The 23,883-nt window shown below is 69.6% G+C and carries 15 protein-coding genes; 6 read left to right on the top strand and 9 right to left on the bottom strand.

The features are described 5' to 3' along the window. Window positions 1–34 precede the first annotated feature (34 nt). From ABT154_RS12780 to ABT154_RS12790, 3 genes are read right to left on the bottom strand one after another with little or no spacing between them, the layout of a single operon-like run. Entirely contained in the window at window positions 35–1,234 is a 1,200-nt protein-coding gene (locus ABT154_RS12780) for a glycoside hydrolase family 1 protein (RefSeq protein ID WP_351856393.1), read from the bottom strand. Window positions 1,235–1,290: 56 nt separating this feature from the next. After that, the gene (locus ABT154_RS12785; protein ID WP_351856394.1) at window positions 1,291–2,652 is read right to left on the bottom strand and encodes an MFS transporter; all 1,362 of its coding nucleotides are present in this window, start codon (window positions 2,650–2,652) and stop codon (window positions 1,291–1,293) included. 44 nt (window positions 2,653–2,696) lie between these two features. After that, window positions 2,697–3,269, bottom strand: a complete 573-nt coding sequence (locus ABT154_RS12790; RefSeq protein WP_351856396.1) for a PadR family transcriptional regulator — start codon at window positions 3,267–3,269, stop codon at window positions 2,697–2,699. A gap of 56 nt (window positions 3,270–3,325) precedes the next feature. On the opposite strand from ABT154_RS12790, the gene ABT154_RS12795 reads away from it, so the two are divergent. Next, a complete protein-coding gene (locus ABT154_RS12795) occupies window positions 3,326–4,252 on the top strand; it encodes a formylglycine-generating enzyme family protein (RefSeq protein WP_351856434.1) in 927 nt (308 codons plus the stop codon). A 32-nt stretch (window positions 4,253–4,284) separates the two neighbouring features. On the opposite strand, the gene ABT154_RS12800 is transcribed toward ABT154_RS12795, so the two are convergent. Beyond that, a complete protein-coding gene (locus ABT154_RS12800) occupies window positions 4,285–4,863 on the bottom strand; it encodes a TetR/AcrR family transcriptional regulator (RefSeq protein ID WP_351856398.1) in 579 nt (192 codons plus the stop codon). A 368-nt stretch (window positions 4,864–5,231) separates the two neighbouring features. Here ABT154_RS12800 and ABT154_RS12805 point away from each other — a divergent pair, with 368 nt between their 5' ends. Then, a complete protein-coding gene (locus tag ABT154_RS12805) occupies window positions 5,232–7,505 on the top strand; it encodes a beta-glucosidase (protein WP_351856399.1) in 2,274 nt (757 codons plus the stop codon). A gap of 631 nt (window positions 7,506–8,136) precedes the next feature. On the opposite strand, the gene ABT154_RS12810 is transcribed toward ABT154_RS12805, so the two are convergent. From ABT154_RS12810 to ABT154_RS12825, 4 genes are read right to left on the bottom strand one after another with little or no spacing between them, the layout of a single operon-like run. After that, the gene (locus tag ABT154_RS12810; RefSeq protein ID WP_351856401.1) at window positions 8,137–10,878 is read right to left on the bottom strand and encodes a pPIWI_RE module domain-containing protein; all 2,742 of its coding nucleotides are present in this window, start codon (window positions 10,876–10,878) and stop codon (window positions 8,137–8,139) included. A 31-nt stretch (window positions 10,879–10,909) separates the two neighbouring features. Next, window positions 10,910–14,419, bottom strand: a complete 3,510-nt coding sequence (locus tag ABT154_RS12815) for a pPIWI_RE_Z domain-containing protein (protein WP_351856403.1) — start codon at window positions 14,417–14,419, stop codon at window positions 10,910–10,912. Continuing rightward, window positions 14,412–15,497, bottom strand: coding sequence for a pPIWI_RE_Y domain-containing protein (locus ABT154_RS12820; protein WP_351856405.1), 1,086 nt, complete (start codon window positions 15,495–15,497; stop codon window positions 14,412–14,414). The genes ABT154_RS12815 and ABT154_RS12820 overlap by 8 nt, the downstream gene beginning before the upstream one ends. 56 nt (window positions 15,498–15,553) lie before the next feature. Next, window positions 15,554–17,116 carry a PD-(D/E)XK nuclease family protein gene (locus ABT154_RS12825; protein ID WP_351856407.1) on the bottom strand — a complete coding sequence of 521 codons (1,563 nt, stop codon included), beginning with the start codon at window positions 17,114–17,116 and terminating at the stop codon, window positions 15,554–15,556. A 39-nt stretch (window positions 17,117–17,155) separates the two neighbouring features. Here ABT154_RS12825 and ABT154_RS12830 point away from each other — a divergent pair, with 39 nt between their 5' ends. Next, on the top strand, window positions 17,156–18,052 hold the full coding sequence (locus ABT154_RS12830) for a serine/threonine-protein kinase (RefSeq protein ID WP_351856409.1): 897 nt from the start codon (window positions 17,156–17,158) through the stop codon (window positions 18,050–18,052). 30 nt (window positions 18,053–18,082) lie between these two features. Here ABT154_RS12830 and ABT154_RS12835 read toward each other — a convergent pair whose 3' ends face one another. After that, a complete protein-coding gene (locus ABT154_RS12835) occupies window positions 18,083–20,761 on the bottom strand; it encodes an AfsR/SARP family transcriptional regulator (RefSeq protein WP_351856411.1) in 2,679 nt (892 codons plus the stop codon). Between the two features lie 317 nt (window positions 20,762–21,078). Here ABT154_RS12835 and ABT154_RS12840 point away from each other — a divergent pair, with 317 nt between their 5' ends. The 3 genes from ABT154_RS12840 (at window position 21,079) to ABT154_RS12850 (ending at window position 22,579) form a co-directional block, all read left to right on the top strand. Further along, window positions 21,079–21,237, top strand: coding sequence for a hypothetical protein (locus ABT154_RS12840; protein ID WP_351856413.1), 159 nt, complete (start codon window positions 21,079–21,081; stop codon window positions 21,235–21,237). Window positions 21,238–21,539: 302 nt separating this feature from the next. Then, a complete protein-coding gene (locus tag ABT154_RS12845; protein WP_351856415.1) occupies window positions 21,540–22,307 on the top strand; it encodes a hypothetical protein in 768 nt (255 codons plus the stop codon). Further along, window positions 22,304–22,579, top strand: coding sequence for a helix-turn-helix domain-containing protein (locus ABT154_RS12850; protein WP_351856417.1), 276 nt, complete (start codon window positions 22,304–22,306; stop codon window positions 22,577–22,579). The genes ABT154_RS12845 and ABT154_RS12850 overlap by 4 nt, the downstream gene beginning before the upstream one ends. Window positions 22,580–23,883 lie beyond the last annotated feature (1,304 nt).

The following is a 23,883-nucleotide window of genomic DNA, read 5'->3' on the forward strand; positions in this document are numbered from 1 at the left end:
TCCTTTCGACGGGGGAAGCGGCGTCGGGGAAGGGTCAGGCGGTGGTGGGCAGGACACGGGTGCGGCCGGCCTCGCCCAGCCAGGCGGCGGACGGCTTGGGCGTACGGACGAAGGTCTCGCGGTCGACGGCGATCAGGCCGAAGGTGGGTGCGTAGCGGCCCCACTCGTAGTTGTCGAGCGCGCTCCAGTGGTAGTAGCCGCGGACGTCGATGCCGTCGTCCATGGCGTCGGCGAGCGCCTCCAGGGCACCGGCGGTGTAGTCGATGCGGCGGGCGTCGTCGGCGGTGGCGAGGCCGTTCTCGGTGACGATCAGCGGGACGCCGGGGGCGGTGGCGGCACTGTGCCGAAGGGCGTACCCCAAGGCGTCGGGGTAGTACTCCCAGCCGGTGAGGGTGCGTTCGGCATCTTCCGGTACGGGCAGGGGACCGTCCGGGCCGATGAGGGTCCGGGTGTACGACTGGACGCCGAGCCAGTCGTCGCCGCGGGCGGCCTCCAGGAAGACGTCCACGCGCGGACGCCGGTACGCCGCGGCGACGTCCTCGGCCCCGGGCAGGGCCCGGCACACCAGGTTGGCGACGGACCAGCCCGCCTTGACGTGTGGTGCGAGGGACTTGACCGTTTCGGTGGCACGGTGGTGCGCCCGGATCAGCGCGTCCGTGGTCGCCCTGTCCGGCGCCGGAAGCCCGGTCGTCGGCAGCGGCCGCCCGGAGATCACGGACTCGTACGCGGTGGCCATGGAGGCGACCATGTTGGGCTCGTTGATCGTGCACACGTGCGCCACGTCGGTGGCGTAGACGGGTTCGGCCGCCGTGAGGTAGCGGGCGAACAGCTCGTCCGAACCTGCGGCGGCCCAGCCGCCACGCTCCAGGAACCACCGAGGGGTGGTGAAGTGGTGCAGCGTCACCATGGGGCGCAGTCCTCGTGCGAGAGCCCCCTCGACCATGCGCCGGTAGTGGGCGATCGCGGCGTTCGAGAACTCGCCGGGGGCGGGCTCGATGCGCGCCCACTCGATGCTGAACCGGTAGTCGGTGAAACCGAGTTCGGCCAGCAGGTCCATGTCCTCGGGCCAGCGGTGATAGCTGTCGCAGGCGTCTCCGCTGGGCTCCTTGACGTAGGGGTTCTCCTGGTGTTCGAAGAACCACCAGTCGCTGTTGGTGTTGTTGCCCTCGATCTGGTGGGCGGCGGTGGAGGTGCCCCAGAGGAAGTCGTCGGGCAGTCGGCGTGCGTCCGTCATGAGGTGCTTCTCTCTTCGGATGTCGGGATGGGCAGGAGGCCTGCGCACGTCAGGCGTCAGGCTTCGGGAGAAGCCAGGGCGTCCCTGCGGCGAGAGTCCAGGTCTTGCTGGACACGGGCCGCGTCGGCGGCGTACGGGCGGTAGAGCAGGGTGAGGAAGAGGCCGTTCACCAGCATCAGGATCACCAGGACCCACGGGAAGACGACCTGGAGTCCGAAGGCGTCGGCGAGGAAGCCGGCGCCGAGGCTGTAGCCCGCCCAGGCGATGGCCTCGGCGATGGAGAGGTACAACGCGAAGGCGGCGCCACGCAGTTCGGGCGGAGTGATGGCCATGATCATCGGCCGGTTGACGCTCGGATTGATCCCCTGTGACGCGCCGAGCAGGGCGAAGAAGACGCCGTACACGAGGATGCTGTCGAAGTGGAACTGGCTGCCGAAGAAGGCGAAGACGGCGAAGGCGACCTGTGCCGCCTGGAGAACCGCGACCGGCCCGTAGCGGGGGCTGCGCCGGGACGACCAGTCGTTGGCGGCGCCGCCCAGGAGGGTTCCGAGGAAGTAGCCGACGCCGAAGGGCAGGGTGACGAACGCGGCCTTCTGGGTGCTGAAGCCGTGCACGTCCACCAGGAACACCACGCCGAACGTGATCACCAGCAGGTGTCCGGACAGCAGCCGCGAGACGATCAGGATGAGCAGGCTGCGGATCTTGAGGAGCGAGAACGCCTTGGCCCAGGTGAGCGTCGATTGGGCTTCACGGGTGGCCCTGTCGAGGTCGGCGAGCTGCTTCTCGGCGGCACCCCGACCCGGGTCGCGGAACCAGATCAGCAGGGCGAGACCGAGCAGGACGTTGAACCCGCCGATGCCCCACAGCCCCCAGCGCCAGCCCTCGTCCACCCCCGCGAGCTGCCCCTTGAGCGGCCCGATCACCGCACTGACCAGCGATACCGTCCCGTACACGATGCCGACGGCACGGCCTCGGGACGAGCCGCCGAAGAGGTCGCCGATGACCTCGGTGATGAGGGGGCCCGCGGCGGCGTAACCCGCGGCCAATATCGTGTAGAGGATCAGGAGTTGGGTGAAGTTCTGGGAGAATCCGGCGGACACGCCCCAGACGCCCCACAGGCCGGTGGCCACGACCAGGACGTTCTTGCGTGAGTAGCGCTGGGCCGCCCACACCCAGAAGGGACCGGCGAACACACCCACGAGTTTGCTGGCCGCCGTGAGGATGCCCAGGGCGCCGAGCGAGACGCCAAGGGACTGCTTGATGAGCGGGAACAGGCTGCTGACTAGGCTGGCCTCGGTGTTGTCGACCAGCATGGTGCCGCCGAGCAGGGCGAGCTGCCGATTGCGGCCCTTGACCTGAACAGCTGTCGCGGGGAGGTCCGTTGAGGGCGTCGGAGGTCTTTTACTGAGCTCGGTCATGGTGTGGTGCCGTCTCGATTCTGTGCGTCAGTAGTTTCTGCGCGTCAGTCTTTTCTGTCGCTCCCGGCCGTCAGGCGGAGCAGGGTCTGCTCCAGCCAGGCGACCCATTGGTCCATCGCGCGCGCTCCGAGCAGGTGGAGCGAATCGTGGACGTACGCGTCGATTTCCCGGTCGAGACCCGGCAGCGGGTCCTCGTAGTGCAGGGAGCGGTCCCGGTTGCGGTTCTTGGTGATCTGGGCGCGGCGGTGTGCGAGTTCCGTCCTGACGAGTTCGATCGCCGCGTTCCTGTCGAGGGGTGCCGCCACACCGAGGCGGGCCGTGAAGTCCGTGTCCTGGAAACGGGTCAGCGGCTCGTACGGCGCACGCACCCACTCCAGCAAGACGTCGCGTCCACGCTCGGTGAGCCGGTACACCTTGGCGTCGGGGCGGCCCTCGCGGGAGTCGACCTCGTGCCATACCCAGCCGTCGGCCTCCATCTGGGCGAGCTTTCGGTAGATCTGGCTGTGGTGGGCCTTCGCCCACACGAACCGGCCTTCCGTCTCCAACCACTTGCGCAGGTCGTAGCCGCTGTACGGGCGGCGCGCCAGCAGACCCAGCAGGACGTGCTCGAACTTCACGCGGTCGACTCCCTATGTGCATCTTCACCTATGTGCGAATTCATATACTCGGTTTCATGGAGACGTCAACGGATTGCTGCACATCGACTGCCCGGGCCGCTGCCTCGCGCCCGCTTCCCGCGCCGGCCACACAAGCGCCCACGCACAACCAAGTGGCTCTGGAAGGCGGTGAATTCGCGATGGGTGATGCCTTCGGCGAGGGCTATCCGGCAGACGGTGAACAACCTGTGCACACGGTGCGCCTCGCTCCGTTCGCCATCGACGTCACGGCCGTGACCGTCGCGATGTTCCGGGCCTTCGTCGAGGAGAGCGGGTACGCGACCGTGGCCGAGCGGGAGGGAAGTTCGGCGGTCTTCCACCTCACGGTCGCCGCCGAACGGGCCGACATCGCCGCGGCCGACCCCCTCGTTCCGTGGTGGCTCGACGTACGGGGAGCCGACTGGCGCCACCCGCACGGCCCGCTGTCCGAGGCCGAGCCCGACCATCCCGTGGCGCACGTGGCCTGGGACGACACGGTGGCGTACTGCGCATGGGCGGGCCGGCGGCTGCCGACCGAGGCCGAGTGGGAGTACGCGGCGCGCGGCGGCCTCGACGGGCGCCGCTTCGCGTGGGGCGACGAGCTGAATCCCGGCGGCCGGTGGGTGTGCAACATCTGGCAGGGCCGCTTCCCGTACGAGAACACCGGCGCCGACGGGCACCTCGCGACTGCGCCCGTGCGGACCTACCCGCCCAACGGCTTCGGCCTGTACGAAGTCGCCGGGAACGTGTGGGAATGGTGCGCCGACCGGTTCTCGTCCGACTACTACGCGCAATCACCCACGGACGATCCCCAAGGGCCGCAAGAGGGCGACCGGCGGGTGATGCGCGGTGGGTCCTACCTGTGCCACCACTCCTACTGCCACCGCTACCGGGTGGCCGCCCGCTCGGCCAACACCCCCGCTTCCAGCAGCGGGAACTGCGGATTCAGGACGGTCGAGCGGTGAAGACCGGGACGGCGGGGCGGACCCCCCCGAGGTCAGGCCGTGAGCATCCGCCACACGCGGCGCACATGCCCGGCCATGTCGATGCCGGGCTCGCTCAGCCACTGGTGCATGATCCCGTCGGAGACGGCGACGATCGCCGACGCGGTGAAGTCCGGGTCGACGCCGGGGCGGACGCGGCCCGCGCGCTCCTCGGCCGCCAGGTGGTCGGCGATGGCGGTGCGCAGGCGGGCAAAGCGTTCCTGGAAATAGGCGTGCGCCGGGTGGACCGGGTCGGTGGCCTCGGCGACGAGGGTGACGTACAGCCGGGCGCGGGAGGCGTTCTCACTGTTCGCGGTCAGTGCTGCGGCGAGCAGCTCGCCCGGGTCGCGGACGGTGTCCGGCGCGTAGAAGCGGACCTCAGCCCGCCGGTCGCTCGCGCGCAGCACCTCCACGAGGAGGTGGTCCTTCGAGTCGAAGTAGTGCATCAGGCCGGTGAGGCTGATGCCGCTCTCCTTGGCAACCGTACGCAGTGTGGTCTTGCGCGCGCCCTCGCGGCCGAAGATCTCCAGGGTGGTCCGGAGGATCTCCTCCCGTTTGGCCACGCCTTTGACGTACGAGTTCTTCGCTGTCACGGGGTCAGCCTATCTGCCGCACGTTTTCGACCTCTACCGCCCCTTGCCCACAAAAACAGTACGCCGTACTGTTTCTCAGCATCCACATGATCCGTACCGCCCACGGCCTCGCACACCGTCGTGACCGGCTGAGAGAAGGCCCCGCCCGCGCAGGGACCTGTTGATGGGCTTCCCCGCCCCGCCCACCCTGCGCCTCGCGCTGTTCGTGCAGGTCCACACCGTGTGCGGCCTTCGGGGTGCTCGGGGCGGTCGCGGCCCTGCGTGCCCGAGGCGTCCGTTGAGCACTGACGGTGGGCAGGCCCTCTCCCTCACCCCCCATTGGCAACTTCCGTTCCGCAACTTCGGTACGCACCCACAAGGAGCCCACAGTGACCGACCCGACGACCGCCACCGGAACCCCCGAGGAGAGGGTGGCCCGGCTCAGTCTCGAAGAGAAGGCCACCCTGGCCACCGGCGCGACCTGGTGGACCACCGAAGCCTTCCCACACGCCGGCGTCCCCGCCTTCCGGATGTCCGACGGACCGCACGGACTGCGCCTGCAGAGCGAGGAACGCGCCGACCACCTCGGCATCAACGGCAGCACCCCGGCAACCTGTTTCCCGCCCGCCGTCACCCTGGCCAGCAGTTGGGACACCGAGCTCGCCGAACGCGTCGGCCGGGCGCTGGGCCGTGAGTCACTCGCGCACGGCGTGCACGTGCTGCTGGGCCCCGGCATCAACATCAAGCGCAGCCCCCTGTGTGGACGCAACTTCGAGTACTTCTCGGAGGACCCGCTGCTCAGCGGCATCCTGGGCACCGCCTGGGTGAACGGCGTCCAGTCTCAGGGAGTCGGCACCTCCCTCAAGCACTTCGCCGCGAACAACCAGGAGAGCGGCCGGATGTCCATCAGTGCCGACATCGACGCCCGCACCCTGCGCGAGCTCTACCTCCCGGCCTTCCGCCGGGTGGTGACCGAGGCGAAGCCCTGGAGCGTCATGTGCGCCTACAACCGCATCAACGGGGCACACTCCTCGGAGAACCACTGGCTGCTCACTGACGTACTGCGCGGCGAGTGGGGCTACGAAGGCGTGGTCGTCTCCGACTGGGGTGCCGTCATCGACCGGGCCCGCGCGCTGGCCGCCGGGCTCGACCTGGAAATGCCGTCCTCTTCGGGCCAGGGCCCTGCCCGGCTCGTCGCGGCGGTCGACTCCGGCGAACTTGACGAGAAGGTACTGGACCGCAGTGTCGCACGCGTCGTGGCCCTCGCCCGCAAGGCCACCGCGCAGGCGAGCGCCGATGCCGGATTCGACGTCGACGAGCACCACGCGCTGGCCCGCGAGGCCGCCGTGCGAGGCGCCGTACTCCTCAAGAACGAGTCCGAGTTGCTCCCGCTGAACCCCGCCGCGGGCAGCCGGATCGCGGTGCTCGGCGAGTTCGCCCGTACGCCCCGTTACCAGGGCGCGGGCAGCTCACACGTCACGCCGACCCGGCTGGACGACGCGCTCACCGCCCTCACCACCGCCGCGCCCGACGCACGCATCGACTTCGCGCCCGGCTTCCCTGTCGACGACCCGGACGGTGATGTGGCCGCTCTGCGCGATGAGGCCGTACGGGTCGCACGCGAGGCCGACGTGGCCGTCCTCTTCCTCGGCCTCCCGCCGAGCTTCGAATCCGAGGGATACGACCGCGATCACATCGAACTCCCGGTGGAGCAAACCGAACTGCTCGCCGCCGTGACGGCCGTCAACCCGAACACGGTCGTGGTCCTCGCCAACGGCAGTGTCGTCCGCCTGTCCGGCTGGATCGACGAAGTCCCGGCAGTCCTGGAGGGCTGGCTGCTCGGCCAGGCGGGTGGCTCCGCCACCGCCGACCTGCTCCTTGGCCACGCCAACCCGTCGGGCCGACTGACCGAAACGGTACCGCTGCGCCTCGCCGACACTCCCGCGCACGTCGACTGGCCCGGGGAGCGGGGGCACGCGCGCTATGGGGAGGGGCTCTTCGTCGGCTACCGCCACTACGACGCACGCGACATGGCGGTCTCCTACCCCTTCGGGCACGGGCTGTCCTACACCACCTTCGCGTACGCGGACCTGCGGGTGACTCAGGACGGCGCCGGATTCGACGTCTCCGTGGCGGTCACGAACACGGGCCCGCGTGCCGGACACGAGGTCGTGCAGGTATACGTGGGCGCAATCGAATCTCAAGTATGCCGCCCAGTAAGGGAGTTGCGGGCGTTCGCCGCAGTACCACTCGCCCCGGCCGAGACCCGCGACATCACCCTGCGCATCGCCCGCGAGGACCTCGCCCACTTCGACATCGGCGCCGACGCCTGGCTCGTCGAAGGGCTCACCTACCGCGTCGACGTCGGCGCCTCCAGCCGGGACATCAGGCTGACCACGACGGTCACGATCGAGGGAGACCCGTACGCCGACACCCCGGACGCGGATTCGACCGTCAGCGAATGGCGTGCGCACCCGGTCGGCGGCCCGGCCGTCGACCGTCTCCTGGAGCGGGTACGGGAAACGATGGGCGACGCGTACCCGGAGGAAGGCAGCCCCCGCTACCGGATGATCGCCGACATGAGGCTCAGCCAGCTCGCCAAACTGCCCATCGTACCGCTGGACTTCGACGACGTGGAAGAACTCCTCGCCGCCGTGCGGTAGGTCCCGGACCGACGGCGACCGCCTCCGACAGCCTGAAGGTCACCGACTCCGGTCACCGAGCGCCTGGCAGTCGTTCAGGAGCAGATGAAGCGGCCCCGGCGCCGTTCGGCGAACGGCAAGCCGCCGCGCGAGCGACCGCTCACAAGGGGCAGACCGCACACACCTCCAGCCGGCACCCCGTCCGAACGCCTCCGCTTCGTCCGCAGCGGCGGCCTGCCGCACCGGGCGAGCGAACGGGCCGACACCCCCGGACGCCCCCTCGAAGACCAGCTCGCCGAGATCGCGCAGGAGGTCACGCTTCGGGGGGGGGGGAGCCGCCGAACGCAGACGTCTCGACGAGATCGAGGCAGCGCGTCAGAAGCGCATCCGGCGGGAAGCCGCCATGGAAGAAACGCAGGTCAGGTCCGTCTCTCGTCTCCGTCTTGGGGCCACCAGGCGCTGAGAGCGTCAAACGAGCGTCACGGCGGACGCCCAGTGATCCCAGCAAGGAGTGCACCAGACGCCGTCCCCGTGGTCAGGTTCAGGCTTCGGCCCTCACACGAGGGAAGCATTGATCCTCATCAGCGTCGATCGTTTGGGACGCCCCATGCAGGCGGCACCTTGCTCAGGAAGCGGATGACGTACTCCCCGCTTACTTCGTTCCGGCCACCGGAAGTACGTACTCACCGGCGAGACGCGCCAGGTGCAGCGGGAGAGGCCGGGCGAGCGGCGGGTAGTCGTCGTGGTAACGCAGCTGGTGCGCGAGCGTCGCCCACTCCGCCGGCCGGTCGGGCGGGTCACCCGCCCGCCCGGAGTCCGTCAGCGCCTTCTCCGACAGACAGCCGAGCACAGTGATCTCCAGTTGCCCGGGGTTCCACGCGGTCTTCCCGGGCGCTGTCCGGCCCTGTGCCGTGGGCACCAGCTTCATGAGCCCCTTCGGCAGTTTCGCCACCGTGTGCGGCTTCGAGGCCGTACTCGCGAAGACACGGCCCTCCGTATCCGCCGTCCCCCACACACCCTCGGCGAAGCCGACCCCGTCCTCGGTGTCGTGGGCGTACCACTCCGCCACTTCACCCCGGGCGTTGGCGTCCCGTACGAGCAGCACCCGCAGGTCGTGGCCGTAGAGCGTGTGCCGCTGGGCGGGTCCGGCCCCGAAGCCGAGCGTGTCGCGGTCCAGTGCCCCGTTGCGCAGGCCAGGCCAGCACTGGCGCAGATTGCCGGCGTCCGCCAGCAGCAGCGTCGGACGGTCGCGGAGCTGGAAGAGCAGTGCTCGGATCTGCCGCTCGGTCTCCCGCTGCCTGTCCTGCTCCACGCCCGGGCGGGCAGCGGGCCGGGATCCTCCCGGGACTGCCGAGTCATCGACGAGCTTCCCCGTGCCGATCTCCATCCCTCCGCTCGCCGCCGGTTCCCGTGCCTGGGAGAGCAGCAGCAACAGCTTCGGATACGGCACCCATTCGGCTCGTTCTGCGTCCCACCCCTCGATGACTCCCGATCCGTCCCCGGGGCGCACCCGCACCGCCACCAACCGGTGGACGGGGCATCGCGTGGGCCCCTTCCTGGTGTGGCGTACGAGCCAGAGCGCCGCGTACTGAAGGTCGCCCGGAATGCCGGCTCCCACCCGATGGGCGGGCGGGCTGATCGCGCCCAGCTGCCGGAAGGCGTCCAGCCAGGTCCACCTGGCCCGGTGTTCCAGAGCGCTGTCGGTGTCGTCGGGCGAGTTCACGAACTGGGTCAGCCGTCCCTGCCGTGCCCAGGCGATGCGCAGCGCGTGCTTGGGGTCGGAGTCCGGGACGGCGGCGAAGCGCGCCTTGCCGGCGATCTCCGTGATCACGACTCCGGCCCCGCCGAGGAGCGGGTCCGCCCGGTCCGCCACGAGCCCGCAGCGCCCTTCGATGGCCTCGGCCAACCGAACGGCCCTGAGGCGCCCGCGGGCTCGGGTGGTCGGCAGGGCGTCGGCCAAGGGTCCCGCGGGCCGGGCCCGGACGCGGATGTCGACCCCCTCGCACTGCCACTGCCAGGTCTCCCCGTCGGCCGACGGCACTTGCTGCCCGGCGGGAAGACCAATGAGCTTGGGCAGCTCGGCGAGCAGCGCCGCACGGGTTTCCGGGGACTGCCAGAAGACGTCGATCTCCAGGGGGCGGCCGTTCAGTGCGCGTGTCAGCGCCACCCGCCGTTGCAGAGCCAGCTGGGCGTCGCGGACGCCCGGGCCGCGTCCGGCGCCGGAACGGGGCAGCAGGGAGGGTGTGTTGCTCCGGGAGACGCGCGTGAGGTCGGGGACCCGGGTCAGCAGGGGGCGCAGCCCTTCCTCGACCCAGGCGTCCAGATCCGCCCGCTCCCGTGGCATCAGCCCGGGTCCGACCTCGTGCGGGCCGATCGACGGGTGGTAGACGATGCCGGCGGCCACGTCCCCGGAACCGTTGATCCAGCGTTCGGGGTCGGAGAAAAGCGCTTCGGGCCGGGGATAGTTGCGCACGATGTCCAGCTCGGGCACGAGCGGTGCGGGGCTGTGCCGGCGCCAGGCCAGTTCCTTCGACCGCCGGTCGTAGCCCAGCGTGTTCACCATCAGCCGGTGGCCCCGGTCCGGCCCTTCCGGCCACGGCAGTGGAGCGTCGAGCAGGACGGTCGTACCGCCGAGCTGGTGGGGGCGTACGTCCAGTCGGGTGGCCCACCGGCGTACCTGGGTGGACACATGGACGCGGAACCGCGGGGCGAACGGCACGGTGTGGACGGTGATGGTGAGGCAGGCCGAGTAGTACCAGGTCTGCCGACGGCGCTCGTATCGCTGAGGCGGCCAGGAGACGAGTCGCGCGCCGTCACCCGAGCTCTCGACGCGGAAGTGGAGCGGGGTGCCGCCCGTGCGGAACGTCCGGGTGGCCAGCCGGAAGGCGATCCACTCGGGCAGCAAGCTGTAGAGCCGCGCGGCGGGTTCGGCGGTTCCGCCCGCCGAGAGCACGCTCTCGGCGAGGTCGACCGGTTCCGTCTCCCAGTGGGGCAGACGTGCCGTCTCGGCCGGGTCACCGGAGCGGAGCCTCTCTTCGAGATCGGCGCCCTCCGAGTCGTCGTCCTCCCGGTACATGCCCGCCGCCCAAGCTCCTACCACCGGGGCCAGCACGTCCGGCGGGACGGCTTCCCGCGCGTAGAGCCACGGCAGACGGCCGTCCGTCCCGGCGTTGCGGCCGGTCGCGATGACGCCTGGCGCCATGGCCTGGAGCAGGGAGTTGAGCCTGCGCACGGGGAGCCGGTGGGGGTGGACGGAGTTCTTGTCCGCCTCGGCATGCATCCCGGTGAGCTCGGCGTGCAGGTCCTCGCCGAGCCGCAGCACTTTCATCTCCTCCCGCCAGGGTCCGTGGAGCGGGTCGGGTTCGTAGGCCGCGACGCGAATGTGGTGGTACACGGAATTACCTCCTGGGACAGGGGCTCGGTACTTATGGGTGGGCGGGTACGGCGGCAAGCAGGCGGGTGAGCATGCTGCGCAGTGGCGCGTACAGGGCGCGGACGATGAACTGCTCCTCCGCGGTCGTCGTGCCGCCGTCGAAATACGGGTCCAGGACGGCGAGGACGCTGTGCAGCAGACTGGATTCGGGGGTGTCGGGCCGCGCCGGTACGGCGCCGCGGTTGGGGGCGAACGCGGCGTCGACGAAGACCACCCGGGCCGGTACGCCACCGCGTACCAGTCGCCCGATCACCTGCCACAACAGGACCAGCATGTCCCAGGTGACCTGTTCCCGTACGTCGTCGTCGAGACGGCTCCACGCCATCGAACGGGCGAGTACCTGGTACCAGTACGAACGGGCGAGGCGGCGGAACTCCTCCGCTCCTTCCTCGATGGTGGGTTTTCCCTGGACCAGGGTGGCGAAGTCACCGCCGGTGACGGCGCGGACGACCCAGTCATTGATGGCATTGACGGCCAGGTGGAGGTCCTCTGGGTGCGGATGGGGCCGTGCCAGGAAGTAGACCGTGCCGATGGCTGCCTCGTCGTCCTCGTTGAGGATGTTGTGGCCGCGTTCCAGCGCGAGCAGGGGCGCCACCAGGATGTCCGCATCGAGGTCCTTCAGGTGCTCGACGTCGCCCCGGCGCAGTGATCGGGCGTGGTAGGCGGACGGCGCCTCGTCCTCCGCGGTGATTTCCTCGTCGTCCGACACCAGGCACAGCACCTTGTTGCGCCAGCGGACGTTGAGGTTGTGCAGTGTGTCGGCCACCACACGCGCCTCGGCATAGCTGCCGACCAGCAGAAGGATCTGGTCGCGCCCTGGAGGAAGTGAGAGCAACTCCTGCTGGAGCGGACCACCTTCAGTGACCTCGTACTCGTCTCCGCCCTCACCTAGATGGCACGCGATGCGGCGCAGCTTCTCCGGGCGGTCGTCCGGATGGGTTCCCGACATGCGCAGTTTCTCGTCGTCGTCGTCGATGAACTCGAAGCGCATGGAGCTCTCGTTGGCGATGCGTTCGGTCACCTCGGCCGGCGGTTCGATGACCACACCGACCGGGACGCAGACGTGGTAGCGGCTGGACGCGCCCGCCCAGCTGCTGCCCGACATGAGCAGCAAGTGGGCACCGGGCCTGCCGTCGACGGAGGTGAGATCGGGGATGGCGCGCAGCAGCTCACGTCCGACGCCGCTGCACCGGAAGAAGGTCAGTTCGCCACTGCGGACTCCGCCCTTGTCCTCACCCGGGACCCGGAACTGGAAGCCGAGCACGTTGCCCATCGGGGCCTCGGGCACCATCGGTCCGTAGTCGAGCGGCCGGCGGTACATCGTGTTGAATCCCAGGCTGAGGGCGGCCTCGACGCGGGGCCACATGGCGTTGATCATGGCGAGCCGTGGTTCCAGGGCGCTGAGCAACAGTGTGAACTCGAAGCGCTCCGCGAGTTGCTTCCGCCATTCCTCGGGAGTCTGGGGCGGAGGCTTGGGCTTCCTGCGGCGCCCGCGCTTCTTCTCCTGCTCCTCCTCCTCGCGCCGCCACTTGTCGTACGCCTCTTGGTACTTCCGCTGCCGGGCAGCCATGTACTTCGGGTCGATGGCGAAGACCTTGTCCATGACCTCGGTGAGGCGGCGCCGGGTGTTCTCCGGGTTTCCGGTGTGGAGCAGTTCGTTGAGCAGGGCGGTCAGCCGGCTGAAGTCCTCCTCCGTCCTGCGGTGACGGTCACCGAAGGGGTTGTCCCGGAACGCGTCGAGCAGTTTCCCGAGAGCCTCCCGGGGGGCGTGATGAGGGTGGTCCGGACCGCTGTCGTCGGGGAGTTCGTAGCGTTCGTCGAGGAGCCCTAGTTGGAGCGTCCAGGCACTGAAGTAGCCCGTCCGCACCCACTTGCGCAGCTCGTACCCGGCGACGAGCATCGCGTACAGCCGGTCGGTGGCCGCGCCTGCGGTGTTGAGGGCGGCGGCGAAGGTTTCGACGTCCCGTTCGGAGAGCTGGGTGCGTCCGCCGGCCGCGAGTTCCCGGATCTTGTGCCGGCTCAGATGGTCGATGAGGCCCTTGTCCTCGTCGCTGGCGAGGACCACGGCGGGTGCGAAAGTCCGGTCGAGCTGCATCTGGACACGGTCGGCCTCGTCGATGATCACGAGGTCACTACGGCGGCAGGCGAGTTCGAGGAAGCGGATGCGCTCGCCGTTCTGAGCGCGGGGCGGCGAAGCGTCGATCAGCCCGGCCGGCGTGGCCACCCAGATCAGGGCGTCGACCAGGGTCCGAGCTCCGTGGTGACGGGGACAGGCGGACCAGTACGGGCAGCTCGTCACCCTCTTCTGCCACGCGGAGTGCCGTCCGTCGCTCGGGTCACGCCGCAGGACCGAGGGGGGCCGGAGCCGGGAGCAGGGTGCCTCACCGTAGGCGAGTGGTTCGGTCGTCGACGTGGCGCCCTGCCGTCTGACGTTGAGCAGGCAGGACGTGCCGAGGTAGGCGAAGGCGGGGTCGTCGTGGGCGAGCAGTCGGTGCTCGCCCCGGCCCGCCAGCCGACGGTGCAACCGCTGGGCGTGCCGCTCACGGCCCGAGGAGCCGAGCACGGGTGCGGCGGCGCCGTCGGTGTAGAGGTCGTAGAGCCGTACGAGCTTCAGCACCTCCGCGACATCGGTGACGACGATGGTGGTGCGCTTGCCCAGCTTGGCGAGATGGACGGCGGTGATGTCGCGCAGTGTGCTCTTGCCGGCGCCGACGATGCCGAGCAGGTGCTGGATGCCATCGACCGTGAAGGCGAAGTCCTCGTCCTTCCTCGCCTTGTGGAAGATTCCGTTCTCCTTGGTGGACAGGTCGAACGACCGTAGCCGCTCCAGCCACCGTGGTGCCCGGCCCTTGCCGGAGCGAGCGTGCTGGGCGTCCATCTCCGCCGCCGTGCGTTCCAGGTCCTCCCTGGTGAAGATCAAGGGCTTGCCTCCACCGGCCGGTTCCAGGTCCATGTCGTGGGCGACGAGGGGGATGTGGGGGACCGGCGGCAGGTCGACGACGGCCATGGTGCGACTGACGGGGAAGGCGTGCGGGCCCTGACCCGCGACAGGCAGCCGCTTGCCCGCCAGCGGCGGTGCGGCACGCAGCAGTTGTTCGTAGACGGAGCAGCGGTCGCCGGCGACGGAGAGGTCGCGGCGGGCAGCGGGTGTCTCGGCGTCCGGTACGTCGTAGGCGCGCACCCTGGGGTCGAACCTCTGGTAGGTGTCCAGCGCCTCGAGCCAGGTACGGCTCCGGCGCAGCGTCCACAGCGAGTACCTGGCGATACGCAGGGTCTTCGCCGCATCGGATGGCAGCGGTGCCCGGTGCGCCTCGGCGAACCCGTACCCGCTGAACAGCACCCAGGCGCTGCCCGCGGGGCTGCCCGGCATCATCTTCTGCTGGAGGTACAGGCCGAGTTCGACCTGGCAGAGGGCTTCCAGCGCGGGCTGGGGCACGGAGGACCCCAGAAATGCTTCAAGCGCGTTGAACACGTCGGTCAAGGGCGGGGTGATACTACGCATCGTCCTTCTCCTCTCGCCGGGCCCGTCCCAGGTCAGGCACGAGGTCCATGGGGGTGGTGAGCACCAACCGGTCCCGCAGGAGCGCGGGAAGGGCGTCGGTGAAGGCCTGCCGGTAGCCGTCCCGTCCGGCGAGCGCGTCGGGGACCACGACGAGGGTGCGGTCCGCGAGGGGTGTGTTGTCGGTGAGATGGGCTGCGAGGAGCGCCGGCTGCAGGCGGTCGTACACCTGGATGTCCACGATGCGGGGGCCGGTGTCCCTGAGCCGGTAGGCGGACAGAAGACCGGGCAGGGGTTCGTACGCGACTCCGGCGCGCTCCAGTGCCTCCCGGGCGGCTTCGTCGGTGCGGTGCGGCAGTACGAGGTACCACCGCAGCGAGCGCTGCAGGATCCACGCCTGGTCCGGCTCACGGATGAGCCGCGGAGGGGCGTCGCGCGGGCAGTCCTCCCCCTCGCACCAGACTTCCGCGCCGGAGCCGGACGGTCCGGGTACGGGCACGGCACTGTCCCGGGGCAGCGCGGGGAGCCTGCACGAGGGGCAATACAGGAAGTCTCCGTCGACGAGCAGGAACTCGGGCAACGGACCATAGAGGCTCTTGACCCGGCTCCAGACCGCCCTGTTCCAACCCGGCGCGAAGCGGTCCTGCTGGTGGATGACCGGGTGACGCGCCAGGAACGCCCGGCACTGCCGGTAGCGCTCCTCCGTTCCACTCCGCGCGTGCAGGTCCCCGAGAAGCGCGCGGGCGTGGCCCGCCACGCCTCCGTCCGATCCGTGCGAGGCCACCTCGAGACACGACCGGGTCGGCATCCGGCCGACCCGGTGCACCAGCGTGGTGCCCGGCGAGACCAGGGAGGAGGGGACCGCGAAGAGTGGGTCGCCGGACGGCCTGGTCCGGCACCACTCCCACAGCTCCGGAAGACTCCTCGGCGGCGCCTCCCCCGCATCGAGGCAGCGCATCACCGTGTGATCCAGCGCCCGCTGGGCGAGGCCGGGATAGGGCAGGGTGAAGGAGCGGAGCCCTTGGACCTCGGAGAGAGCCGCCACCATGCGGGCGAGTTCGCCGAAGAGGTCGCTACCCACGCCCTCGGGCGCCTCGCCGGCGTCCGGCCGATCGGCACGGCCGGCCGACCCCGCCCTCATGCCGCGGCCTCGCTGACGGACGACGCCGTGCACCAGCGGGCCACTTCGCACCGCTCGCAGGAGCGTCCGGGCCGGGCCGCGTACTGGTCGTCCCCGTGCCAGTCGGCCACCATCGCCCGCAGTACCTTCTCGGCGGTGACCCGATTGGCCGGGGCGAAGGGATCGATGATCTCCAGGTCGGCGCCGCCGGGGCGCAGCACCTCCAGCTCGACCCGGGCGCGGAACGGATCACCGCCCAGGTCACCGCGGGCGATCAGCACGACAGCCAGGGCCAACTGCGGATAACGCTCCAGCAGAGGGCGGTCGGACCGCCGATCGGTGACGGAGGTCTTGGTCTCGCGCCACACCCATGACCCGGCATCCCGGTAGAGCAGGTCGGGTGCGGCCAGGACCACCACGTCGGCGGCGGTGTCGTGCCGCACCACCCGGGGCTCGGTCCGCACATCCGTACCGTCCCCGACGTACCGCAGCGGACAGACCGCGGCGTGCCGCCGCAACAGCAGGGCGCCGAGTGCGCGTTCGTGTGCGGGCAGGTCGAATCCCTCTGGTACCCACTCCTCGGGGACCTCGACCGTGCAGGGCCGAGGCGATCCGTGGGAGTGCCGTTCGGCGAGGTAGGCGTGCAGCGCTCGGCCGCGCTCGGCCGTCACCTCGCGTTCGACGGAATCCGCCGTGGGCAGGTGCAGCCGGCGCATATGGTCACGCGCCGGGCAGGCTCGGAAGGCCCGCCCGTTGGTGACCGACCAGGTGCGGCGGGGCCGGTCGTGCGCCTCGATGCCCAGCAGTCCGGACGCTGTGCGCAGGGCCGGGCACACCGACAGGTAGGGGCATCCGCCACAGGCGGACCCCGGGCGGTATTCCCGTCCGTCCAACACGCCGGCCAGGGCAGCGGGGCCGTGTTCGCGGTACCGGGAGCGCGCCTCTTCCCGGCTTCCCGCGAAGAGTTCCCGCGTACGGCCATCGAAGAGCGCGAACTCCACGATCCGTACGTGCTCCGGCAGTGGTCCGGGGGCGCCCTCGGCGAGCACCAGGGCGACGGCCGCGGTGAACCCGTCGGGCGGCAGGTCCCGGAGGCGGTGAACGGGCAGACGAAGTTCGCGGTAGGCACCGTCGGGGGAGGCCAAGCAGCGGCCCCACACGGTGAGGCGGTACTCCTGGGCGTCGCGCGGGTCGGGACCGGACGGCCGGTAGCGGTACGTCCACGGCTCGGGCACCTCGTGCAGCGGGCGTTCCGGGTCGAGAGGGAAGGCCGCCTCGTACATCTTCACGCCGTGCTCCGACCAGGTCCGCAGACCGTCGTGCAGAGGCCCGGTACGTGTCCGGGGCGGGCGGCCGGCAGGCCCCGAACGGATGTCGCAGGCAGCCATGAAGGGACCCAGGGTGAAGTGCTCCAGCCGCTCACGGCGGCGCGGTACGGGGTCGGTGGTGTGGTAACCGCGGGTCTTGAGAGCGTCAGCGGCGGGGCATCGGAATTCTCCCCCCTTGAACATTCCGGCGGATACCGTGATGACGTCGGAGGTGCGGGTCACCCCGTCGGGGGGCAGCCATGGCTGCGACATTTCATGCTCCATTTCCTTACGGATGAAAGGTGGATGCCCATGAGGGAGATCGGGGATGTGGAGAAGCGCTACGAAGTGCTGGACATGGTCGGTGACGGCGGCCAGGGCGACCTTTTCCTCGGGCGTGATCGCAACAGCGGGCAGAAGGTGGCGTTGAAGCTTCAGAAGGCCCGGGACCTCGGACCCGAAAGCGCCTTCCGCTCGGCCGGCATGCATCTCGTCAAGGAGGGAGCACACATGATGATGCTGTCGGGAATCCAGGCGATCCCCGAAATCATCGCCATGGGGACACACCGACGACGCCGATGCCTGATCATGGAATTCGTCGAGGGTCGCCAACTGCACAACGTCTTGTGGGCGGCCCGGCCTGTTAAGCATCCAGGGATCATCGCGTCCGTCATCGGCCAGTTGTGCGAAATCCTGGCGGAAGTCCACGACCGGAATCTGGTGCACTGCGACCTCAAACCCGAGAACGTCATCGTGCAACCGGACGGTCGCCTCCGGCTCATTGACATGGGCCTCGCGGTCGTGGCGGGTGAAGAGACTGATTGGGCACGTGGCACCCGCGGTTGGGCCTCTCCCGAGCAGTCCGACGCCTGCCTGGCAGGGCGGCTGACACGACGGGCCGACATCTTCGGACTCGGCTGCATCCTGCTGGAGATGACCGTGATGCGGCTGCCCTACGGCGGGCTCGAAGAGCTGGCGGAAGCGGGTACCCCGGTGCTGCCAGCCGACCGGCTCGCCGCACTGCCCCCGGAGTTCGCCTCCCTGGCACTGTGGATGGTCCGGTGGGAGGCGGCGGAGCGCCCGGCGGACGTCCGTGAGGTGTTCGACCGGCTCCGGCCGTATCTGCCCCGGCTCGGCTCGCGACGGCCACCGAAACGCTTGCGCCCGGACCCGACCGAGTACTACCGCACGCATCCGCCCCGCCTTTGAGTGTGGGCCGACGGCCGCCGACCGGGCGGGTCACCTCAGCCCTTCCAGCCGCTCTCGGACCTCCCGCACCCCCTCACCGCCCATCAGCTCACGCAGCACGATGACTCTCTCCAGTTCCCGTACCGCTGTGTCGGTCTTACCGGCGGACACTAGGACGTCTGCGAAGAGCAGCCGCGCCTTGTCCTCGTTGGGCCAGTTCTCCTGTTCGCGGTAGATGTCGCAGGCCTGCCGGTACAGGGAGATGGCCTCTTCCCGCTCGGAGCGGGCCAAGTGCACCTTGGCCAAGGTGAACAGCACGTCGGCCAGGCCGCTGCGCTCCCCCGTGCGCTCCACCACACCTAGGGCGTCTGCGCACCGGCGCAGGGCCTGCTCGTGATCGCCCCGGTCGTAGTGGAGTGCGCCCAGGGCGTTCAGGGCGGCCGCCTCCCCGACCCGGTCGGACACCTCCCGGCACAACTCCACTGCCTGGAGCAGCATTTCTTCCGCCTCTGTGAGGTCGCCCTGCTTGCGCAGGGTGATCCCCAGCCGGTGCAGCGACCGGGCCAGACTCAGCCGACCTTCCTCGCGGGGGTCCTCCTTGCTGAGCCGGACGGCTCGGCGAAGGTGCCCCACGGTCGCGTCGTACTGGCCGAGCCGCCACTTTGTCCCTGCCAGCATCCGGTGGACCATGGCGCAATCGACCGGGGAGGCGGCGGATTCCGCTGCCTCGACGGCGTGCCCGAGGTTCTTCAGCGCGTCGTCGAGGAGTTGGCGGCGCCACTGATAGGTGACCAGGGCCATGGGAAGCAGCCATTCGTACCGTTCGATGCCCTGCCCGACAGCTAATCGAATGCCTCGCTGCACGGTGGCATACTCCTCGTCCAGTAACGCCATCGCCTGCCCCGGTTCCGCGGGGTCGGTAACCGTGACCCCGTCGGGCTCGCCTATGGGCAAGGTGCGCTCATGGTCAAGCACCCGGTCGCAGGCGCGAACGTTGTGCAGCTGGTGCTCCAGCACCTGCCGTACGGTCACTCGCTCGATGTCCGCCGCCTCTCCATTCATCTCCGGCTGCAGGTGTTGGCGGGAGAAGGCCCGCACGAGGTCGTGCAGCCCGTAGCGCTCGCCGTGAAGCTCCACCAGGTTCGCCGCCACGAGCTCCACCAAAGCCCGGTCGGTGCGTGCCCCTTCGCCTGCCACCCTCCCTAGGTCCATCACCGCCTCCCAGGAGGCGGTGGGCCCAGGGTGGACGGCAAGCTGCCACAGCAGCAGCCTGGCCTCCTCACCGAGCACGCGTACGGAGCAGTTCAGCGCTGCACGGACTGACAGTTCGTTCTCCGGCAGGTGCAGGGTGTCCAGCCTCGCCCGCTCCTCCTCCATCGCTTGCACCAAGGCGGGCAGAGTACGCAGCGGACGCGCACCGACTCCCAGGAGCTGGGCCACCACGGTGAGGGCCAGGGGCAGTCGGCCGCAGAGTCGGACCAGATCGCTGAAGGCCTGGGCGTGCTTCGCTCGGTCTTCGGCCGACACCTTCTCCTGGAGCACTTCCAGGGCATCCGCCTCTTGCAGCGGTTCCAACTTGCGGAACAGCACCTTTCTCTCGGACTGCAGTCGCAAAAGGTCGTTGCGGCTGGTGACGATCACGGCGCAAGTTCCGTCTCCGGGGAGCAGCGGCAGCACCTGCTCGGCGTTGAGCGCGTCGTCGAGGACGATGAGTGCCGAGCGGTGCGCCAGTGCCGACCGCAACGCATTGCTCTTGCTCTCCGATCCGGTCACCGTGGTGTAGGGCGGCAGCGCGGCCAGGAACCCGTCCAGGACCTCGTCCGGTTCAGCCAGCCTCACGTCTCCGTCGGCGAACCCGTTCAGTTTGGCGTAGAGCAGCCCGTCGGGGAACCGCTCTCGCAGCCGACGGGCGAGGTGGCGGGCCACCATGCTCTTCCCGACACCTGCCATGCCGCTGATGAGGACCAGCGCCAGGTTGCCGGCGTTCTGTTCCTCGCACACGGCCTCGACGAGGCTGCGGATCAGTTCGTCCTGCCCGACCGGCCTGCGGCTGCTGCCGGGTAACTGGTTGGGTACGGGAGGCAGGAGCGTCCCGCCCGGCCGGTGGGCGACTCCCCGGACCTGATCGATGGCGCTCTGCAAGTCGGCGTCCGGCTCTCCGTTGTGCTTCGTCCACTCCTTGATGAGCCGATCAAGCCGGCGCTCCGGCAGGTCGCCGTGGGCGAGCAGGTAGAACCGGAAGATCTGGGGCAGTTCCGGTGCGCGCTCGAACCATTTCTCCGACTCCTCGCGGAGCCATTTCTCCTCCCTGGACTTCCAGGCGGCGTCCAGCCGGGAGTACACGGCGAGCATCAGCTCGGCCCGCAGTTCCTCCCGACGCAGAAGGAAGCCGCTCTCGGTCAGCCCGCGCAGAGGCTCGTCGCCGTCCCACTCCTCCAGGGCCGCACCCAGCCGCTCGAACCGCTCCCGAGGGTTCAGCCCCTCCGCCTTCGCCACCCTGTCGCGAAACCGGAGCAGATCAACGCCGCTCTCAGGGACCCGAAGGGTGCAGTATCCCGACCTGCCGCCGTGGGGCACGACCTCCCGGCCCAATTGCCTTCGCAGGTCGGAGACGGCACGGTCCACCCGGCCGCCGACATCCTCGTCGCCCTCCCAGAGGACCTTGCCTATCTCCTTCCTGGTACACCGGCAGCCTGGTGAGGTGACCAGGAGGGCGAACAGGGCTGCCACCTTCGATCCTTCGACCACCCTTCTGCCGCCGTCCCCTTCCACTCGCACCGGGCCCAGCACGTACCCGTCCATCGCCCTCCCCTTCACCGCGCCGCAGCCAGTGATCCGGCCCCTCGCTGGCGCTCCTTCATCTGTGCGCCGCGCTGTGCCGCTTCACACGCGCTTGCTTCTTCACGCCCCCCGAGGACTCAGTTATCCCTCAGTTTTGGCTCTGCGGCCCTGCTTCACCCCCAGGCACGATGGCACCAGCCGCTCGCAGAAGCACGAAACGGCGGCTTAGCCATCCATCGACTCATCAGTGAGGAAACGCAAATCCGATGAATAGCCGTCAGCGCAACCGCCGGGCAGCCCGTCTGCGCCAGTCCCCCGACTGGCCGCCGAGCCGCCGCAGGCGGGCGGCCGTCCGGACCGAGGACACCACCCCGGCGACCCCGCCCAACGAGACGCCGGACACCTCGTCCTCCGAGACCACCTGAGCGCAACAATTCGTGGGTGCCCGTTCCGTACGGGCACCCACCAGCCTCGCGAACTTCGTCACCGGCGAACTCGCGTCCTGGCCGCCGCACTTGTTACACGCTCGTGGTCAAAGGCGGCGTTACCTGGTCGAGAAGACCACTACCGCATGCTCACGCATCAAAGTGAGGCTGGTGGGACTCGTCTCCGCTTGAAGCGGATATGAGGCGATGCGTCCCACCCAGGACCCACCTCGTCCAGCATCTCGGTATCTCCAGCACCTCCGGACTCAGGTTTCCACAGTTCGAAGAGAGGACATTTCCTGATGTATCCACGGCACAGCAGTGCGTTCGCCTCGGTGAGGCGGCACTTCGACGATCCCCGGATCAGCGACGCGGTCTTCGCGCTCGTCCCCACGGACACCGCCGAGGCTGATCCGGTCCGGCTGACCGCCGTCGAGACGCACGAGGCCTTGTACGGCCCCGACGCAGACCCGCGGTTCGCCACCGCGGTCTGGAAGGAGGTCATCCGCACGGCGCAGAGCGACCTGACTCCAGACAGCACGGGGAAACTCCTGGCGATCTGGCTGGCCCTGCCCCGGTTGGCCGGGACGGTCCACCGGGTCTGCACGCGTCTGCGGGCCGACCGGTCGGACGTCGAGGCCGAGATGGTCCTGGCTCTCCTGGAGAAGCTGGCAGATCGGAATGGCGCGAGCTGTCTCACCGACTCCTCCCTGCTGCACGCGGCGCGCGCCAGGGCGTGGCATCTCGCCCGGGAAGGGCTGCGGGAGCTTCCCTCAACCCAGATCGAACGTATCACCGAGGAGCACGCTCTCACTGCGTCCGGCGAGGAGGCGAACGCTCCGGCAGGGGAGAGCCTGGACGTCCGGGTCGACCGTCCGGACGGCCCGGACGGGCTGTGCGCACCGCTGCGTTTCCGGGTGCGCCCGGAGCATCTGCGTCGACAGGGAATCTTCATCGACACCGACGACGGGTCGCAGGACCGTTCGGCGGGTCACAGCCCCGGGAGGAGGCGACGGCCCGGGCGCCGCGCGGACGCCCGGCCGGTCCGCCCTGCGGGGAGGCGAGGATGAAGGACCCGGCAGAGGGCCGCCTCAGTTTCACGGAGATGTTCGACCTGCCCGTCGCAGTGGACCTGCGCACGGCGGCCCGAGCGCTGGGAATCGGCTCGACGACCGCGTACCGGCTGATCCGCGAGCAGGAGTTCCCCTGCCCAGTCCTCCGCATCGGACGTAGGTACAGGATTCCGACCAACGAGCTGATGCGCGCCCTGGGGATCGAGGACCGCCCGCTGTACAGCGTGGACCCGGAAGAGGACACGGACGATCCGAACGTCGGCTTCTGAAGGTAACCACCGTGCGGCTCCGTGGCATCAGCCACGGAGCCGCACGGCCCTGCCTCCTACGACGGGCCGTTCGCCGCCGACGTGCGCCGCACGGTTCTCCACGGCTGCTCGGCGGCCGACAGCCCGCACGGGTTGGCCAGTTCGTGACCCCGTCGGCGATCACCGACCCGAGCTACGGCGAGCACGCCCGTCAACCTTGAACTTGCCGGTAAGCCGTCGACGCACGCTTCGGCGCTCGGCCGGGGCGCGGATCTGAACAGCCCGGCGGCCCAGCCCTACGCACCGCTCACCATGACCGCCTTCGGGGGGATGACCTCGAAGCTCCTCGTCGTCGTGGGCACAAAGGACTGACACCCACCCCATCTTCTCCGGGCGGCACGACTGAGGAAGCGACGTCTACACGGCGTCTCCCGCACCGAAGACAGGTTGGACAACTTCGACGACGCGGAGCACGGGTTGGGCGGCATCCCGACCTACGACGCTGCCGAGACCACCGCCGAGAACCCCGACCACGTCACCGCCGCACGAGCGATCGTCCGAGCGCACCTGCGCGCCCGAGTTGCCTGCAGGAAGCGGACTGGGACCGGGGCACCGCGGTCCGCGCATCAGCTCCCGCTGCTTCCGGTCCCGCTTCGTGAAGCCGTCCGGGGTGACGTCGTGCCCTGGCGTCTTCAGTTCCAGCAAGTCGGTGATGCGTCCCGAATGTTTTCACCAGCTTCGCCATCGATAGGCTGGTGGACGCCTCCGTGTCGCTAACCCGCAGACGCTCCCTGCACTCAGATCCAGTCCGCCACGAGAGCCCGTATCCATCCCTCCGACACCTTGCCTCCCTCGAAGCTGTGGACGTGGACGGTGGATACCGCAGACACAGCTCGTTGGAGACGAGAGGACCGGCTCAGTGCACGCGGGGGCACGCGAGGGGGCACGGGCAGCGCGTTCCGTGATCGCCGGGAAAGCAGGGACGGGTGTCGGTTGGGAAGAAACCGCCGTAGCCAATGCGGACCTTGACCTTTGAGTGATCTCTGCGACTCTCGCTGCGACAACGGCCCGTGGGCGGCGGCCGCCTCGCGGGCGATGCTCAGGCTGCGAACCCACGCGCCGCGCAAGGTCGCCGTTGCCGGGCGGCTGCCGAGATGAGCCTTGCCGACCGCGCCGGTCCGAGACGGCCGTGCGGCTCTCACAACCGCTGCCATAGGGTGATCGTTTGACTATTGATCAGAAACTCAAAGGGTTCTCGTCCAGGACGTAGCGGACATGCGGGCCGCCGAAGTAGCCGCGGACGATGTGTGGTTGACGCTGGCGTC

It is taken from the genome of Streptomyces sp. NPDC001728 (assembly GCF_040297565.1).
Taxonomy (GTDB): Bacteria; Actinomycetota; Actinomycetes; order Streptomycetales; family Streptomycetaceae; genus Streptomyces.